Below are 15,322 nucleotides of genomic sequence, written 5' to 3'. Positions count from 1 at the left end.
AGCCCCAACAAAAAACGGAGAATTGATAAGCATGCGCGCGCGCCAGATCCCCCTGTCTTCCCTGATTGTCCTTGCCGGCCTTGGCGTTCTTTCGTCGGCCCATGCCGACACCGTCATCACCAACGCCAACGGCTACACCCTGAACGCCAAGGGCGACCTGGTGCAGTTCAGCGCGCTGGCTTTTGACGACCGCGGACGTATCCTCGCCGTCGGCAGCAATGCCGAGGTGAGCGCCAAGGTGAAGAACGCACGTCAGGTGGACATGCAGGGCCGCACCGTGCTGCCGGGCCTGATCGACGCCCATGGCCACGTGTTCGGCCTGGGCCAGCAACTGACCCAGCTCGATCTGTCCGCCACCACCTCGCTGGGAGGCGCCATGGAGGCGATCGCCGGCTATGCCAAGGCCAATGCCAACCACGCCTGGATCCGCGGCCGCGGCTGGAACCAGGAAAACTGGAAGCTGGGCCGCTTCCCGACCGCCGCCGAACTCGATGCGATCGTGTCCGACCGGCCGGTCTGGCTGGAGCGCGTGGACGGCCACGCCGGCTGGGCCAACAGCCGCACGCTGGCGCTGGCCGGCATCACCAAGTCGACGCCCGACCCGGTCGGCGGCAAGATCGTGCGCGATGCGAACGGCGAAGCCACCGGCGTGCTGGTCGATGCGGCGCAGGAACTGGTGACCAAGGTCATGCCGGCCCAGACCGAGGCAGAGGGCCGCGTGATGCTGGACCGCTCGCTGCAGGAACTCGCGCGCATGGGCCTGACCGCCGTGCACGATGCCGGCATCGGCGTGGCCGAAGACCGCCTGTACCGCGACTATGCGGACAGGAAGAAGCTCACCACCCGTGTCTATGCCATGATCGGCGGCACCGGCGAGGATTTTGACCAGTTGGCAAAAAACGGCCCGCTGAAGGACTACGCCGACGGCATGTACGCGCTGCGCTCCGTCAAGCTGTATTCCGACGGCGCGCTGGGCAGCCGTGGCGCCGCCCTGCTCAAGCCCTACAGCGACGAGCCGCATTCGCACGGCCTGCTGTTCTTCAAGCAGGCGCAGATGGACGCCATGATGACCAAGGCCATGCGCAAGGGCTACCAGCTCAACGTGCATGCGATCGGCGACGCCGGCAACAAGCAGCTGCTCGACATTTACCAGAAGCGCGTCGCGGACACGAAGAGTTCGGCGCAGCGCCACCGCATCGAGCACGCGCAGGTCGTGGCCCTGTCGGACATCCCGCGCTTCAAGTCGATCGGGATCATTCCGTCGATGCAGCCGACCCATGCCACCTCGGACAAGAACATGGCCGAGACCCGCGTCGGCCCCGAGCGCATCAAGGGCGCCTATGCCTGCCGCAGCTTCCTGCACCAGGGCTCGCGCATCGCCTGCGGCTCGGACTTCCCGGTGGAGTCGCCGAATCCGTTCTTCGGCATCCACGCCGCCGTCACCCGCATGGACCACGCCGGCCAGCCGGTGGCGGGCTGGTACCCGAACCAGGCGATGTCGCTGAAGGAAGCATTCCGCTGCTTCACCCTGGATGCCGCCTGGGCCGGCCACCAGGAAAACAGCCTGGGTACGCTGGAGCCGGGCAAGCACGCCGACTTCATCGTGATCGACCGCGACCTGTTCCGCATGCCGACCTACGACATCTTCAAGACCGGCGTGCTGGAGACCTGGGTCGGCGGGAAGCAGGTGTTCAAGAAATAAGGTGGCAGGGGAGTTGAGGTAACTGTAGGGTGGGCAGGTTTCCTGCCCACGCGGTGAGAGGAAACGGCTCCGCTCTCGCGCCGGATGATCTCGCTGCTGACTATCACCGCGTGGGCGGCAAAGCCGCCCACCCTGCAACGGCATCAAGCTCGTCGATAAAATGGATTGACTTGGTTGTATAGACAACCTAGACTCGTTGCTGATTCCAACCCAGGAGCCGCCATGAACTCACCGATGCCCATTGATCCCCGCTTCGACCCATCGCGCGTCATCCGCGCACCGCGCGGCAGCCAGCTCACCTGCAAGAGCTGGCTGACCGAAGCGGCCTACCGCATGATCCAGAACAACCTCGACGCCGAGGTTGCGGAAAACCCGCAGGCGCTGGTCGTCTACGGCGGCATCGGGCGCGCCGCGCGCAACTGGGAATGCTACGACCAGATCCTCGCCTCGCTGCGCGAGCTGGAAGACGACCAGACCCTGCTGATCCAGTCCGGCAAGCCGGTCGGCGTGTTCCGCACCCATGCGGACGCTCCGCGCGTGCTGCTGGCGAACTCCAACCTGGTGCCGAAATGGGCCGACTGGGAACATTTCAATGAGCTGGACCGCAAGGGCCTGTTCATGTACGGCCAGATGACCGCCGGCAGCTGGATCTACATCGGCACCCAGGGCATCGTGCAGGGCACCTACGAAACCTTTGCCGAGGCCGGCCGCCAGCACTTCGGCGGCGACATGGCCGGGCGCTGGATCCTGACGGCCGGCCTGGGCGGCATGGGCGGGGCGCAGCCGCTGGCCGCCACCTTCGCCGGTGCGGTGTCGCTGAACATCGAGTGCCAGCAGAGCAGCATCGACTTCCGCCTGCGCACCCGCTACCTCGACAAGCAGGCGAAGGACATCGACCAGGCGCTGGCGATGGTCAAGGAATACACGGCCAAGCGCGAAGCGGTCTCCATCGGCCTGCTCGGCAATGCGGCCGACGTGCTGCCGGAACTGGTGCGCCGCGCCAGGCTAGGGGGCCTGGTGCCCGACCTGGTCACGGACCAGACCTCGGCCCACGACCTGATCAACGGCTACCTGCCTTCCGGCTGGACGGTCGAGGAATGGAAGGCCGCGCAGCAGGACCCGGCCCGGCACGCGCGCCTGAAAGCCGCGGCGGCAGCGTCCTGCGCCGTGCACGTGCGCGCCATCCTCGATTTCAAGGCCATGGGCGCTTATGCCGTCGACTACGGCAACAACATCCGCCAGGTGGCCAAGGACGAGGGCGTCGAGAATGCCTTCGATTTCCCGGGTTTCGTGCCGGCCTACATCCGTCCCCAGTTCTGCGAGGGCCGCGGTCCGTTCCGCTGGGTGGCGCTGTCGGGCGACCCCGAAGACATTTACAAGACCGACGCCAAGATCAAGGAGCTGTTCCCGCAGCATGCGCGCGTGCACCGCTGGCTCGACATGGCGCGCAGCAGGATCGCCTTCCAGGGCTTGCCGGCGCGCATCTGCTGGCTCGGCCTGGGCGAGCGCCACCTGGCCGGCCTGGCCTTCAACGAGATGGTGCGCACGGGCGAGCTGAAGGCGCCGATCGTGATCGGCCGCGACCACCTCGACACCGGCTCGGTAGCCAGTCCGAACCGCGAGACCGAGGCCATGCGCGACGGTACCGATGCGGTGTCCGACTGGCCGCTGCTGAACGCCTTGCTGAACACGGCCGGCGGCGCGACCTGGGTCTCGCTGCACCACGGCGGCGGCGTGGGCATGGGCTATTCGCAGCACTCGGGCGTGGTCATCGTTGCCGACGGCACCGAGGCCGCGGCACGCCGCCTGGCACGCGTGCTGGTGAACGACAGCGGCTCGGGCGTGATGCGCCATGCCGACGCCGGCTATGAAAGCGCGGTCGAGACAGCCAAGCGCAATGGCCTGAATCTCCCGATGATCAAATGACAGAGCACGAATTGAGCAAGCAAATGAACGACTCGCACTATCACCTCACCCTGCAACCGGGCGCACTGACACTGCGCGACCTGCGCGCCGTCTGGGCCGCCCACGTGCCCTTGAGCCTCGCGCCGGAAGCCTGGCAGGCCGTCAACGCCTCCTGCGCGCTGGTCGACCAGATCACCGCCAAGGGCGACCCTGCCTACGGCATCAACACCGGCTTCGGGATTCTCGCCAAGGCCCATATCCCGAACGACCAGCTGGAAGCGCTGCAGCGCAACCTGATCCTGTCGCATGCGGTGGGCACCGGCGAACTCATCGCCGACAACATCGTGCGCCTGATCGTGCTGACCAAGATCGGCAGCCTGGCGCGCGGCTATTCGGGCGTGCGCCCCCTGATCATCGAGACCCTGATCGCCCTGTACAACGCCGGCATCATGCCGGCCATCCCGAGCCAGGGTTCGGTCGGCGCGTCGGGCGACCTGGCGCCGCTGGCCCACATGACCCTGGCCATGCTGGGCGTCGGTCCGGTGCGCTATCGTGGAGAACTGATGGATGCGAAGCAGGCCTTGGGCGCCGCCGGCATCGAACCGGTGACCCTGGCTGCCAAAGAGGGCCTGGCCCTGATCAACGGCACCCAGGTCTCGACCGCGCTGGCCCTGCACGGCCTGTTCATGGCCGAGCGCGTGCTCGAAGCGGGCATGGTGGCGGGTGCCTTGTCGGTCGATGCCGCACGCGGCAGCGACGCTCCCTTCGATGCGCGCATCCATGCGGTGCGCGGCCAGCCGGGTCAGATCGCCGCCGCCGCGATCTACCGCGAGCTGGTGGCGGGCAGCGCCATCCGCGCCTCGCACCTGGTGGGCGACGAGCGCGTGCAGGACCCGTACAGCCTGCGCTGCCAGCCGCAGGTGATGGGCGCAGCCATGGACCTGATCGCCAATGCCGGGCGCACCCTGCTGATCGAAGCGAATGCCGTCACCGACAACCCGCTCCTGTTCCCCGAGGACGGGGCGATCATCTCTGGCGGTAATTTCCACGCGGAGCCGGTCGCCTTCGCCGCCGACACGCTGGCGCTGGCCATCGCCGAGATCGGCGCCTTGTCGGAGCGCCGCATCGCGCTGCTGATCGACGCCAACCTGTCCGGCCTGCCTGCCTTCCTGGTGAAAGAGCCGGGGCTGAATTCCGGCTTCATGATCGCCCACGTCACCGCCGCCGCGCTGGCTTCGGAGAACAAGTCGCTGGCCCATCCGGCCAGCGTCGACAGCCTGCCGACCTCGGCCAATCAGGAAGACCACGTCAGCATGGCCACCTTCGCGGCGCGCCGTCTGGATCAGATGGCGCACAATACGTCCGTGATCGTCGGCATCGAACTGTTGGCGGCGGCACAAGGCATCGAGTTCCACCGTCCCTTGCGGAGCTCCGAGCACCTCGAGCATGTGCATGCCCAACTGCGCGCGCGTGTCGCCCCTTACGATGCGGACCGCTTCTTCGCTCCCGACATCGAGGCCGCGCGCCTGATGGTCGTGAACGGCGAGCTGTCGGCCTCGTGCAAGGAACTGTTCACCGTACTGCACCCGTAACAAGTATCAGGAGAGGCAATGGATTTCCGGTTCAAGGCAGGCAGGCTCCCCATGCTCGTGTCGATGCCCCACGCGGGCACCGACATCCCGGACGAGGTCGCAGCGACCATGGCGCCCTGCGCCACGGCGCGCGCCGACACCGACTGGCACCTGCCCGAACTGTACGGTTTCCTGGAAGAGATGGGCGTGTCCACCATCTCGGCGCGCTGGTCGCGCTACCTGATCGACCTGAACCGCCCGCCCGAGAACACGAATCTGTATCCGGGCATGGACACGACGGGGCTGTGCCCGGTCGACACCTTCGGGCGCGAGAGCCTCTACCTGCCGGGCAGGACGCCGGATGAAGCCGAGGTGCGGCGGCGCCTCGAGCTTTACTGGATGCCCTATCACGGTCAGCTGCGTGCGGAGCTCGAGCGCCTGAAACGCGAATTCGGCCGCGTGGTCTTGTGGGACGCGCACTCGATCGCATCGATCGTGCCGCGCTTTTTCGAAGGCCGCCTGCCGGACCTGAACTTCGGCACCGCCGACGGCAAGTCCTGCGCTCCGGGGCTGGAAGGGGCGGTGGTGAACGTCGCCCGCGCCCAGGACCAGTTCAGCATCGCGGTCAACGGCCGCTTCAAGGGTGGCCACATCACGCGCAAGTATGGCCAGCCCGAGCACGGCGTGCACGCGATCCAGCTCGAGATGTGCCAGTGCCTGTACATGAACGAAGCGGCGCCCTTCGAGTACCGTCCCGAGGTCGCGGCACAGGTGCAGCCGCTCCTGAAGGACATGATCGGCAGCGCCATCCATTGGGTGCGCGCATGAGGGCCCTGTTCGCCCGCCACGCGTTGCTGCCGGACGGCTGGCGGCACGACGTGCTGCTCGAGTGGGATGCGCACGGTGACCTGACCCGCGTCGACGTGCAGGCGGCAGCCCCCCTGGGCGTGGCGCGCGCCGTCTACGTCCTGCCGGGCATGGTCAACCTGCACTCGCATGCCTTCCAGCGTGCGCTTGGCGGTCTGACCGAGCGTGCCGGCGAGGGACCGGACAGCTTCTGGACCTGGCGCGACCTGATGTACCGTTTCGCCGCCCGCATCACGCCCGAGCAGATCGAGGCCATCGCCGCCCAGCTGTTCGTGGAATGCCTGCGCCACGGCTATACCTCGCTATGCGAATTCCACTACCTGCAGCGCGGCCCGGATGGCGAAGCCTATGCGCGGCCGGCCGAAACCGCCGAGCGCGTCGCTAGCGCGGGCCAGGCCACCGGCATGGGGCTGACCCTCCTGCCTGTGCTGTACAGCCATGCCGGCTTCGGCGAGCAGCCCTTGCGTTCCGAGCAGCGGCGCTTCCGCACCGGTGTCGACGACGTCATGCGGATCGTCGAAGCGCTGCAGCCCCTGCGCGGCGGCCAGCTCGAAGTCGGCGCCGCGCCGCATTCGCTGCGCGCGGCAAGCATTGCCCAGGTCCGCGAACTGGCGGCCGGCCTGCCGTCAGGGCGCCCGCTGCACATCCATATCGCGGAGCAGATGCCCGAGGTCGAGCAGAGCATCGCGTTCTCCGGGCGGCGTCCGGTGGAGTACCTGATGGAACAGGTCGCGGTCGATGAGCGCTGGTGCCTGGTGCATGCGACCCACTTGGACGCCGCCGAGGTGGCGGCGATCGCCCGCAGCGGCGCCGTCGCCGGCCTGTGCCCGACCACCGAGGCCAACCTCGGCGATGGCCTGTTCCCGCTGCAGGCCTTCATCGAGCTTGGGGGGCGTTTCGGTATCGGCAGCGACAGCCATGTATCGCAAAGCCCGGTCGAGGAGCTGCGCTGGCTCGAGTATGGGCAGCGCCTGCTCCACCAGCGCCGCAATATTGCCGTATCGAGCCAACCCGCACGTCAACAGCGCGACGTCGGCCAGTACTTGTGGCAGACTGCCCTGCGCGGCGGTGCCCAGGCGGCCGGCCGCAAGGTGGGGGCGCTCGCGGAAGGCCAGCGTGCCGACCTCCTGGTGCTGGACGGGGACCATCCGAACCTGGACGGCGTGCTCGACGAGGACGTGCTGGGCCGCTTCCTGTTCTGCGGTAACGACAACCTGGTACGCGATGTGCTGTGCGGCGGACGCTGGGTGGTGCAGGGCGGACGCCACGTGGTGCAGGACGCGGTCACGCAGCGCTACCGCCAGGCGATGAATGAACTGCGAGAGGTGAGCCAATGACCGTACTGATCCCATTTGCGGGACTGTCGCCGGTGCCGTGGAAGAACGGCGGCGGCAGCACGACCGAAATCGCCATCGGCCCGCCAGACTCCGGCTTCGAGGACTTCGACTGGCGCGTGAGCCTGGCCACCATCGAGAAGGATGGCGCCTTTTCCAGCTTTCCCGGCGTCGACCGTACGCTGGCCCTGGTGGAGGGCCACGGCATGACGCTCGAGATCGATGGCGAGCCTCTCATGGTGACCGACACCGAGCCGGTGGCAGCCTTCGACGGCAGCTCGCAGGTCATCGCAAGACTCGGCCGCGGCGCCAGCACCGACTTCAATGCCATGACGCGCAGCGAGCGCTGCTACCACACTTTCGGCCGGCGTCGGCTGTCCGGCGGTTCCACCTTCGTGGCGCGCGCCGACGTGACGGTGCTGTTCCTGGCCGAAGGCGATGTGCTCGAGCTGCGCAACGAAAACGAGCGCATCGGCCTGGTGCGCTTCGACGCGGTGGTGCTGGAGCCGGGTTCGGTATGGAAGCTCGAAGCAGGGCAGGGCATGATCTACATCGTGGACGTCTGGTACCACCAGGACGAAGAAGACGAAGAACACTATGAGTGAAGCCGTGGACCTGCTGTTCACCAACGTGCACCTGGCGACCATGGTGCCTACCGCCGTGGATGGCTACGGCGAGATGGTTGACGCCGCGCTGGCCGTCAAGGATGGCCGCATCGCCTGGCTCGGCGCGCGCCGCGACGCGCCGCCAGCCGCCGCGGAACACGACTGCGGCGGCGCCTGGATGACGCCGGGGCTGGTCGACTGCCACACCCATGTCGTCCACGCCGGCAACCGCAGCAACGAATGGGAAGCGCGCCTGAACGGCGCCAGCTATGAGGACATCGCGCGCCAGGGCGGCGGCATCATGTCGACCGTGCGCGCCACCCGCGAAGCCGACGCGGAGACGCTGCTGGCGCAAAGCCTGCCGCGCGTGGCCAGGCTGCTCTCCGAGGGCGTGACGACGCTCGAGATCAAGTCGGGCTATGGGTTGGCGCTGGATGCCGAGGCGCGCATGCTGCGTGCGGCGCGCGAGGTCGGCAAGCGCCTGCCGGTGCGGGTCGCCACCACCTTCCTCGGCGCCCATGCGCTGCCGCCGGAGTTCGCGGGGCGGGCCGACGACTACGTGCTCGAGGTGTGCGAACGCATGCTGCCGCCGCTGGCAGGGGAAGGGCTGGTCGATGCGGTGGACGCCTTCTGCGAACGGATCGGCTTCAGCAATGCGCAGACCGAACGCATCTTCCTTGCGGCACGCGCGCTCGGCCTGCCCGTCAAGCTGCACGCCGAACAGCTGTCCGACCAGCAGGGCGCCGAACTGGTGGCGCGCTACGGCGGCCTGTCGGCCGACCACCTCGAATACCTGAGCCAGGCCGGCATCGATGCGATGGCGCGCGCAGGGACGGTGGCCGTGCTGCTGCCGGGGGCCTACTACTTCCTGCGCGAGACGATGCCGCCGCCGATCGGCGCGCTGCGCGAAGCGAAAGTAGCGATGGCCATTGCCACCGATTGCAACCCCGGCACCTCGCCGATGACTTCCTTGCTGCTGGCCATGAACATGGCCTGCACCTTGTGGCGCCTGACGCCGCAGGAGGCGCTGCAAGGCGCAACGATCCACGCGGCGCGCGCCCTTGGCCTGCATGGCGACATCGGTTCGCTGGAAGTGGGCAAGCAGGCCGACCTGGCCCTGTGGGACATTGCCCGCCCGGCCGACCTGGCGTATGCCATGGGTTCGAATCCTTGCCGCAGCGTCGTCAATGGCGGCGCCGTACGGCCCGCGCACATCAGCGTGTGAGACCTGCGTGTGAGGCGTAATGGAGACGGGAAGGCCTGTATCCCTTACGCATACACAAGCAAACCCTTTCTGAATCCGATTCGCTTGACTCGCGTCAAACCGCGAGATTCCGTCTCGGGAATTATTACCTCAACGGCGGCAGAAAACGCGCGCTGCGCGACCTGATCGTAACAAGGGTAAGCAGTTGTAAGGCTTAATTGATCATTAAGAATCCACGCCTATAGTGTCAAGCGTGTGATTCACCATCTCCCCTCCCCATTTGACGAAAATGGGTTCGCCCACGGCGCCTCCCGGCCCCGTGGGTTTTTCTTTGTGCGTGCGTTCAGGTGCGGCGCTCGGCCAGTGCCGTCAAGGTCTCGCCGGTGAGGCGGCAGATGCGCCAGTCCGGCAGGATGTCCGCGCCCATCTGCTTGTAGAACCGGATTGCCGGCTCATTCCAATCCAACACTGACCATTCGAAGCGGCCGCAGTTGCGCTCGACCGCGATTCGAGCAAGGCGGGTCAGCATCTTCGTGCCATAGCCTTTTCCGCGGTGCGACTGGCGCACATACAGGTCTTCGAGGTACAGGCCCTTCCTGGTCAGGAAGGTCGAGAAGTTATGGAAGAACAGCGCGAAGCACACCACTTCGCCGTCCTCCTCGCCGATGATGGCTTCGCACGAGGGGCGCTCGCCGAACAGGCCTTCGTGCAGCAGGTCTTCGGTGGCCACCACCAGGTGCTCGAGTTTTTCGAACACGGCCAACTCCACGATCATGGAATGGATGTGGGTGACATCAAGCGGCTGGGCGGGACGGATAGTAAAAGTGCTCATGGTGTCTCGAGTGGATTGTTCAGGTTTGCGGATTGCACAGGTTTGGCTGCGGGTGCGCGCAGGGCCCAGGCCACGCTGGCCAGGCACAGGACCATGCCGGCGAATTCGACCGGGCCGGGACGGTAGCCTTCGAGCTTGACCGACAGCAGTACCGACAGTACCGGCGTGATGACGCCGATGTAGACGGTCTTCTGCGCGCCGATGCGCCCGATCAGGGTGAAGTAGGCGAAGAAGGCGATGACCGAGCCGAAGATCGACAGGTAGACCAGGCCGGCCCAGTAGGTCGCGCTGCTGGGGATCACGAAACGGTCGCCGTGCGCCAGCGACCACACGGTGACCAGGCAGGCGCCCCACAGCATCGACCAGGCCATGGTGAGCGGCAGGTTGTCGCATTGTTCCTTCACCTTGGTGACCACGATGCTGCCGGCCGAACTGGCGATGGTCGCGGCCAGGGCGAGGATCACGCCGGCGATGAAGGCCGGGCTGCCGCCAGCCTGGAAATCGCGCCAGGCGGTGCCGATCGAATGCCAGAACAGCAGGGCGACGCCGGCGATCGCGACCACCCCGCAGGCGACGGTGCGGCGGCTGATGCCGGTGCCGAAGAACAGGCTGCTCAGGAGCGGCGTCCAGAACACCATCAGCGCGAACACCACCGCCACCAGGCCAGAGACCACGTACTGCTCGGATTGATAGGTGCAGAGGTAGGAGATGCAGAAGGTGAGCACGCCCTGCAGCGCCATCCAGCCATGGGTGCGCAGCGGCAGGCGCAGGCTGTCGCGGCGCACCAGGCAGATGAGGAACAGCGTGGCCGCGGCCAGGAAGAACCGGTAGGCCACCGAGACGGCGGGTGGCGCTTCGCCCAGCTGCAGGGTGATGGCAAAGAAGGTCGAGCCCCAGATCAGGGAGGCGACGGTAAAGAGGACGGAAGAAGGCATCGCGCGAGTATACGTGCTCCCGCGCTTTCCCGCACCGTAGGATATGCGGTTTTTGTAGGGTGGGCGGCTTTGCCGCCCACGCGGTCAAACGACGCGAGATCGGTCCGCACGTCTCTTCATCCGTTAACGATCGCCGCGTGGGCGGGAGACCCGCCCACGCTACGCTCAATAAGCGAGATTCATGCGGCGGTACAGGAAAGACAGCACGAACAGCGGCCCAATCAGCAGGAAGCGCAGGTCCTCGAAGAAGGAGGGCTTCTTGCCCTCGATCTTGTGGCCGATGAACTGCCCGATCCAGGCCACCACGAAGATCGCGATCGACACCGGCAGCACCGTCATGTCCGGCATCAGCGCAAGCAAGCCCAGCATCACGGCGCTCATCACGCCCATGCCGATGGCAAACCCGCGCGACAGCTTCGTGTAGTAGTAGAGCGAGGCGAGCGTCGCCGCGAGCGCCACTACCGGGTGGATCGCCCACAGGATGCCCAGCAGGCTCAGGACGATCAGCGGGATGCACACGAAGTGGATGATCTCGTTGGTGTGGTTGCGGTGGCTTTCGGCGTAGCGCGCCAGCAGCAGGTCGATGTTGCGCGGTGAGCGGTGGTCCATGTCTGTCTCCGTGTGCTCTCTTGTTTTGCCCGACGTTTTTGCGTCGATTCTACACTGTCTCCGCCTCGGTTTCCGCTATCGGCAATGCAGGCCGCGGCGCCTGCAGGCGCAAGTTGGGATGCGCCGCGAACAGCTCGGAAATCCATTCGACGAACACGCGCACCTTGGCCGACAGGTGGCGGTTCTGCGGGTACACGACGTGCACCGGCAGCGGGTCGCTGCTCCATTCGGGCAGTATTTGCACCATGCGCCCGGCCGTGATGTGCTGGGCCAGCAGGTAGTCCGTCATCATGATGACGCCAAGGCCGGCCAGCCCCGCCTGCACGTAGGCGTTCGAGTCGTTCAGGGCGATCGAGCCGGGCAGCGCCACCTCGATGCGTTCGCCGTCGCGTGTGAAATCCCATTTGGAGATCTTGCCGGTCTTGGCCGAGAAGTAGTTGACGCAGCGGTGGCGCTCCAGGTCGCGCGGGTGCTGCGGCATGCCGTAGCGTTCGATGTAGCTGGGGGCGGCGGCGGTGACGAAGTTGATCACGCCGATACGGCGGGCGATCAGGTTCGTATCGAATAGTTCGCCCCCGCGCACGGCGCAATCCACCCCTTCCTCGACCAGGTCGACCGGACGGTCGGTGCTGCCCAGTTCCAGGGTGATGTCCGGGTAGCGCTCGAAAAACGCAGGCAGGGCGGGAATCAGGATTTCCGACGCTAGGCCGGTCGGTGTATCGACACGCAGGCGCCCGTTGGGGCTGAGGCGGTGGCGCGACAGCGATTCCTCGGCATCGCGCACGTCCGACAGGATCTGCACGCAGCGCTCGTAGTAGGCCGCGCCGTCCGAGGTGATCATCACCTGGCGTGTCGTGCGGTGCAGCAGCTTGACCGACAGCGCCGATTCCAGCGTCTGGACCAGGGTCGAGACCGTCGCCTTGGGCAGGTTCAGCATTTCCGCCGCCTTGGTGAAGCTGCCGCAGTCGACCACCTGGATGAACACTTCCATGGCCTGGAGCTTGTTCATGAGAGCCCTCCCATTTCCTGATTTGGCCGATTGTTCGTTAATCTGAACAATCAATTCGTTATTGACATCTTTATCTGATTGTAGTCCATGGCTATAGTGTGTGCATCGCAACAAAAAGTAAACACACAACGGAGCTGGACATGCGCATTCGGGACGGAATCTTCACCACGGTAGCAGTGGCCCTGAGCGGGGTAGCGCTGGCAGGCCTGCTGGGGACCGACGCCTATTCGCAGGCTGCCGGCGCGGAAGCGCGCGGCCTGAAGGCGCTCTCGATGCAGGTCGAGATGCGTTGTGGCGAGCCATGCGTCGACGGCGGAGCCGGCCGCTGGGCCGTGGCCAACGAAGGAGGCCGCCCATGAGCGCAGTGCTGGAAGACGTCCGGGCGGGCGCGGTCGAGGTACGCGAGCTCCAGGTCGGCGGCGCCGAAGGTCCGCTGGCGGCGCGCCTCTACACGGCTGGCACTGCCACCAAGCGCGACACGCTGATCGTGTTCTTCCACGGCGGCGGCTTCGTGTCCGGCGACCTGCAGGAAGCGGACGACGTGCTGCGCCACCTGGCCCTGTGCAGCGAAGAACGCGTGGTGCTCGCCTCGAATTACACGCTGGCGACGGTGAAGCCTTTCCCGGCTGCGGTGGAAGATGCGCATGCCGTGCTGCTGTGGACCACGAAGAACAAGGCCAAGCTCGGCTGGTCCGGCAAGAAACTGGTGGTGATGGGCATCGAGGCCGGCGCCAACCTGGCTGCCGTCTGCGCCCTGATGGCGCGCGACCGCGCCGCTCCCAAGCTGGCCGGGCAGATCCTGATCATGCCGATGCTCGACCCCGGCCTGTCCACGTGCTCGATGCGCCAGATGAACCATTGCCCGGACCGCGAAAAGGTCACCAGCGACTGCGCCGCCGCCTACCGGGGCTACCTGCCGCACGCCGCAGACCGCGCGCATCCGTACGCCTCGCCGCTGCGTTCGACCCGGCTGAAAAACCTGCCGCCGGCCCTGATCCTCTCCGCCGAGGACGACCCATTGTGCGACGAGGCCGAACAATACGGCGCCAAACTGATCAACGCCGGCGTACGCACCACGGTGCGGCGCATGCCGCCGGCTCCCCTGCAGGAACCCGACGGGCGCAACGAATGTGCATGCAAGGTGCACGCGCTTGGCGAGATCGCAACCTTCCTTGCGGGACTGGATCGCTGACCAGCCAGCACCAAGCCTAACAATCATTGCCTTCCATGAACCACGTGCCGCGAGCACGGGGAGGGCCCGTTTTTTCCCAAAATCCGTCGCTTCGGCGACGTGAGGGATCGTCTTCAGAGAGAGGTGAGCCATGAAACGAGCACCTGCCGACACCGGCGTCTGCCTGCGCAGCATGCGCTGTTGACGCCATCGCCCCGGCCGCGCTGAGGGCGCGGCCTCCTGACCAGTAACGAATCCGGCATCCACGCCTGCAGGCGTGGACAGGCCCTCTTTTTTCTTCGACTCCGGCTCGCACCCGGCGTCGACAGGGAAGTTTTTGTCTCCTCAATAAGAAAGGTTGATCATGAATAACCAACAAACCGTGGGCAAGGTAAGAACACTCGTCGGCCTGCTCGCCGCCGCCGGCCTGGCTGGCGCCGTGCTCACCGGCTGCGCCGACGCCAACAGCAAGGACGACGCAGCCGCCGCAGCACCCGCGGCACCGCCGGTCTCGGCCGCGGTCGTCATCGAAAAGCCGGTGGCCGAGACCCAGGAATTCTCGGGCCGCCTGGAAGCGGTGGAAACCGTCGAGATCCGTTCGCGCGTCAGCGGCTACATCACCGCTGTCAACTTCAAGCCGGGCGCCGAAGTGAAGAAGGGCGACGTGCTGTTCGTGATCGACCCGCGTCCCTACCAGGCCGAAGCCGACCGCGCCGGCGCAACCGCCAACGCGGCCCGCGCCCGTGCCGACCTGGCGCGCCTGGAACTGCAGCGCGCCGAGCGCCTGCTCGCCGATAAAGCCATCGCCCAGCGCGAGTTCGACGAGAAGGCGGCCGCCCAGAAGGAGCTCGACGCCAATGCCCGCGCTGCCCAGGCCCAGTTCGAGGCGGCGCGCCTGAACCTGGCCTATACCCGCGTCACCGCGCCGATCGACGGCCGCGTGTCGAAGGCCGAGATCACCCTCGGCAACCTGGTCGACGCCAGCGCCGTGCTGACCTCGGTGGTCTCGTTAGACCGCATCTACGCCAGCTTTGACGGCGACGAGCAGACCTACCTGCGCGTCGGCACCCGCGCCCAGCGCGCAGAAGGTGCAGTGGTGAAGGTCGGCCTGGCCAACGAGGAAGGCTTCCCGCACGAAGGCAAGCTCGAATTCGTCGACAACCAGTTGGACGCCCGCACCGGCAGCGTACGCATGCGTGCCACCCTGGCCAACCCGGACCGTGCGCTTGCCCCCGGCCTGTTCGCTCGCGTGCAGGTGGGCAGCGGCGTGGCCAGCAACACCATCGTGATCAACGACCGCGCGGTGGGCACCGACCAGAGCCGCAAGTTCGTGGTGGTAGTGGGCGCCGACGGCAAGGCCGAGTACCGTCCGGTCACTCTCGGCCCGGTGGTCGACGGCATGCGCGTGGTGCGTTCGGGGCTGAAGGCGGGCGAGAAGATCGTCGTCAACGGCCTGCAGCGCGTGCGCCCCGGGGCGCCGGTCACGCCGCAGATCGTGCCGATGGATGCCGTCGTCGCTGCAGCTGCGGCCAAGGCCGGCACCAAGCTGGCGCTGAACACCGCCGCCAAGGAGTGAGG

At 66.6% G+C, this 15,322-nt stretch carries 14 protein-coding genes; 10 read left to right on the top strand and 4 right to left on the bottom strand.

Going from position 1 to position 15,322, the window contains the following annotated elements; all coding sequences use genetic code 11:
• Positions 1–31 precede the first annotated feature (31 nt).
• The 7 genes from MA09_RS17315 (at position 32) to hutI (ending at position 9,209) form a co-directional block, all read left to right on the top strand.
• Positions 32–1,702: an amidohydrolase gene (locus MA09_RS17315; RefSeq protein WP_036251247.1), complete on the top strand. Its 1,671-nt coding sequence runs from the start codon at positions 32–34 to the stop codon at positions 1,700–1,702.
• 234 nt (positions 1,703–1,936) lie between these two features.
• Positions 1,937–3,628, top strand: coding sequence for a urocanate hydratase (gene hutU / locus MA09_RS17310; protein WP_373887853.1), 1,692 nt, complete (start codon positions 1,937–1,939; stop codon positions 3,626–3,628).
• A gap of 23 nt (positions 3,629–3,651) precedes the next feature.
• On the top strand, positions 3,652–5,199 hold the full coding sequence (gene hutH / locus MA09_RS17305) for a histidine ammonia-lyase (protein WP_036251242.1): 1,548 nt from the start codon (positions 3,652–3,654) through the stop codon (positions 5,197–5,199).
• Positions 5,200–5,217: 18 nt separating this feature from the next.
• Positions 5,218–6,006 (top strand): N-formylglutamate deformylase, encoded by a 789-nt coding sequence (hutG, locus tag MA09_RS17300; RefSeq protein ID WP_036251240.1) that lies wholly within the window; start codon positions 5,218–5,220, stop codon positions 6,004–6,006.
• A complete protein-coding gene (locus tag MA09_RS17295) occupies positions 6,003–7,382 on the top strand; it encodes a formimidoylglutamate deiminase (protein ID WP_036251238.1) in 1,380 nt (459 codons plus the stop codon). The genes hutG and MA09_RS17295 overlap by 4 nt, the downstream gene beginning before the upstream one ends.
• Entirely contained in the window at positions 7,379–7,984 is a 606-nt protein-coding gene (locus MA09_RS17290; protein ID WP_036251235.1) for a HutD family protein, read from the top strand. The genes MA09_RS17295 and MA09_RS17290 overlap by 4 nt, the downstream gene beginning before the upstream one ends.
• Positions 7,977–9,209 (top strand): imidazolonepropionase, encoded by a 1,233-nt coding sequence (hutI, locus tag MA09_RS17285; protein ID WP_036251233.1) that lies wholly within the window; start codon positions 7,977–7,979, stop codon positions 9,207–9,209. Before MA09_RS17290 ends, hutI begins: the two co-directional genes overlap by 8 nt.
• Before the next feature lie 322 nt (positions 9,210–9,531).
• Here hutI and MA09_RS17280 read toward each other — a convergent pair whose 3' ends face one another.
• From MA09_RS17280 to MA09_RS17265, 4 genes are all read right to left on the bottom strand, one after another.
• Positions 9,532–10,020: a GNAT family N-acetyltransferase gene (locus MA09_RS17280; protein WP_036251230.1), complete on the bottom strand. Its 489-nt coding sequence runs from the start codon at positions 10,018–10,020 to the stop codon at positions 9,532–9,534.
• Positions 10,017–10,955, bottom strand: coding sequence for a DMT family transporter (locus MA09_RS17275; RefSeq protein ID WP_036251227.1), 939 nt, complete (start codon positions 10,953–10,955; stop codon positions 10,017–10,019). Before MA09_RS17275 ends, MA09_RS17280 begins: the two co-directional genes overlap by 4 nt.
• 165 nt (positions 10,956–11,120) lie before the next feature.
• The gene (locus MA09_RS17270) at positions 11,121–11,564 is read right to left on the bottom strand and encodes a DUF962 domain-containing protein (protein WP_036251225.1); all 444 of its coding nucleotides are present in this window, start codon (positions 11,562–11,564) and stop codon (positions 11,121–11,123) included.
• Between the two features lie 49 nt (positions 11,565–11,613).
• The gene (locus MA09_RS17265) at positions 11,614–12,573 is read right to left on the bottom strand and encodes a LysR family transcriptional regulator (protein ID WP_036251223.1); all 960 of its coding nucleotides are present in this window, start codon (positions 12,571–12,573) and stop codon (positions 11,614–11,616) included.
• 140 nt (positions 12,574–12,713) lie between these two features.
• On the opposite strand from MA09_RS17265, the gene MA09_RS25075 reads away from it, so the two are divergent.
• The 3 genes from MA09_RS25075 (at position 12,714) to MA09_RS17250 (ending at position 15,320) form a co-directional block, all read left to right on the top strand.
• Positions 12,714–12,932 (top strand): hypothetical protein, encoded by a 219-nt coding sequence (locus tag MA09_RS25075; protein WP_036251221.1) that lies wholly within the window; start codon positions 12,714–12,716, stop codon positions 12,930–12,932.
• The gene (locus tag MA09_RS17255; RefSeq protein WP_036251217.1) at positions 12,929–13,765 is read left to right on the top strand and encodes an alpha/beta hydrolase; all 837 of its coding nucleotides are present in this window, start codon (positions 12,929–12,931) and stop codon (positions 13,763–13,765) included. The genes MA09_RS25075 and MA09_RS17255 overlap by 4 nt, the downstream gene beginning before the upstream one ends.
• A gap of 343 nt (positions 13,766–14,108) precedes the next feature.
• Positions 14,109–15,320 (top strand): efflux RND transporter periplasmic adaptor subunit, encoded by a 1,212-nt coding sequence (locus MA09_RS17250; RefSeq protein WP_036251214.1) that lies wholly within the window; start codon positions 14,109–14,111, stop codon positions 15,318–15,320.
• Positions 15,321–15,322: the final 2 nt, after the last annotated feature.

The organism is Massilia sp. BSC265 (assembly GCF_000740675.1).
Classification (GTDB): domain Bacteria; phylum Pseudomonadota; class Gammaproteobacteria; order Burkholderiales; family Burkholderiaceae_D; genus Telluria.
This window is presented reverse-complemented; position numbering and strand designations above follow the sequence as displayed.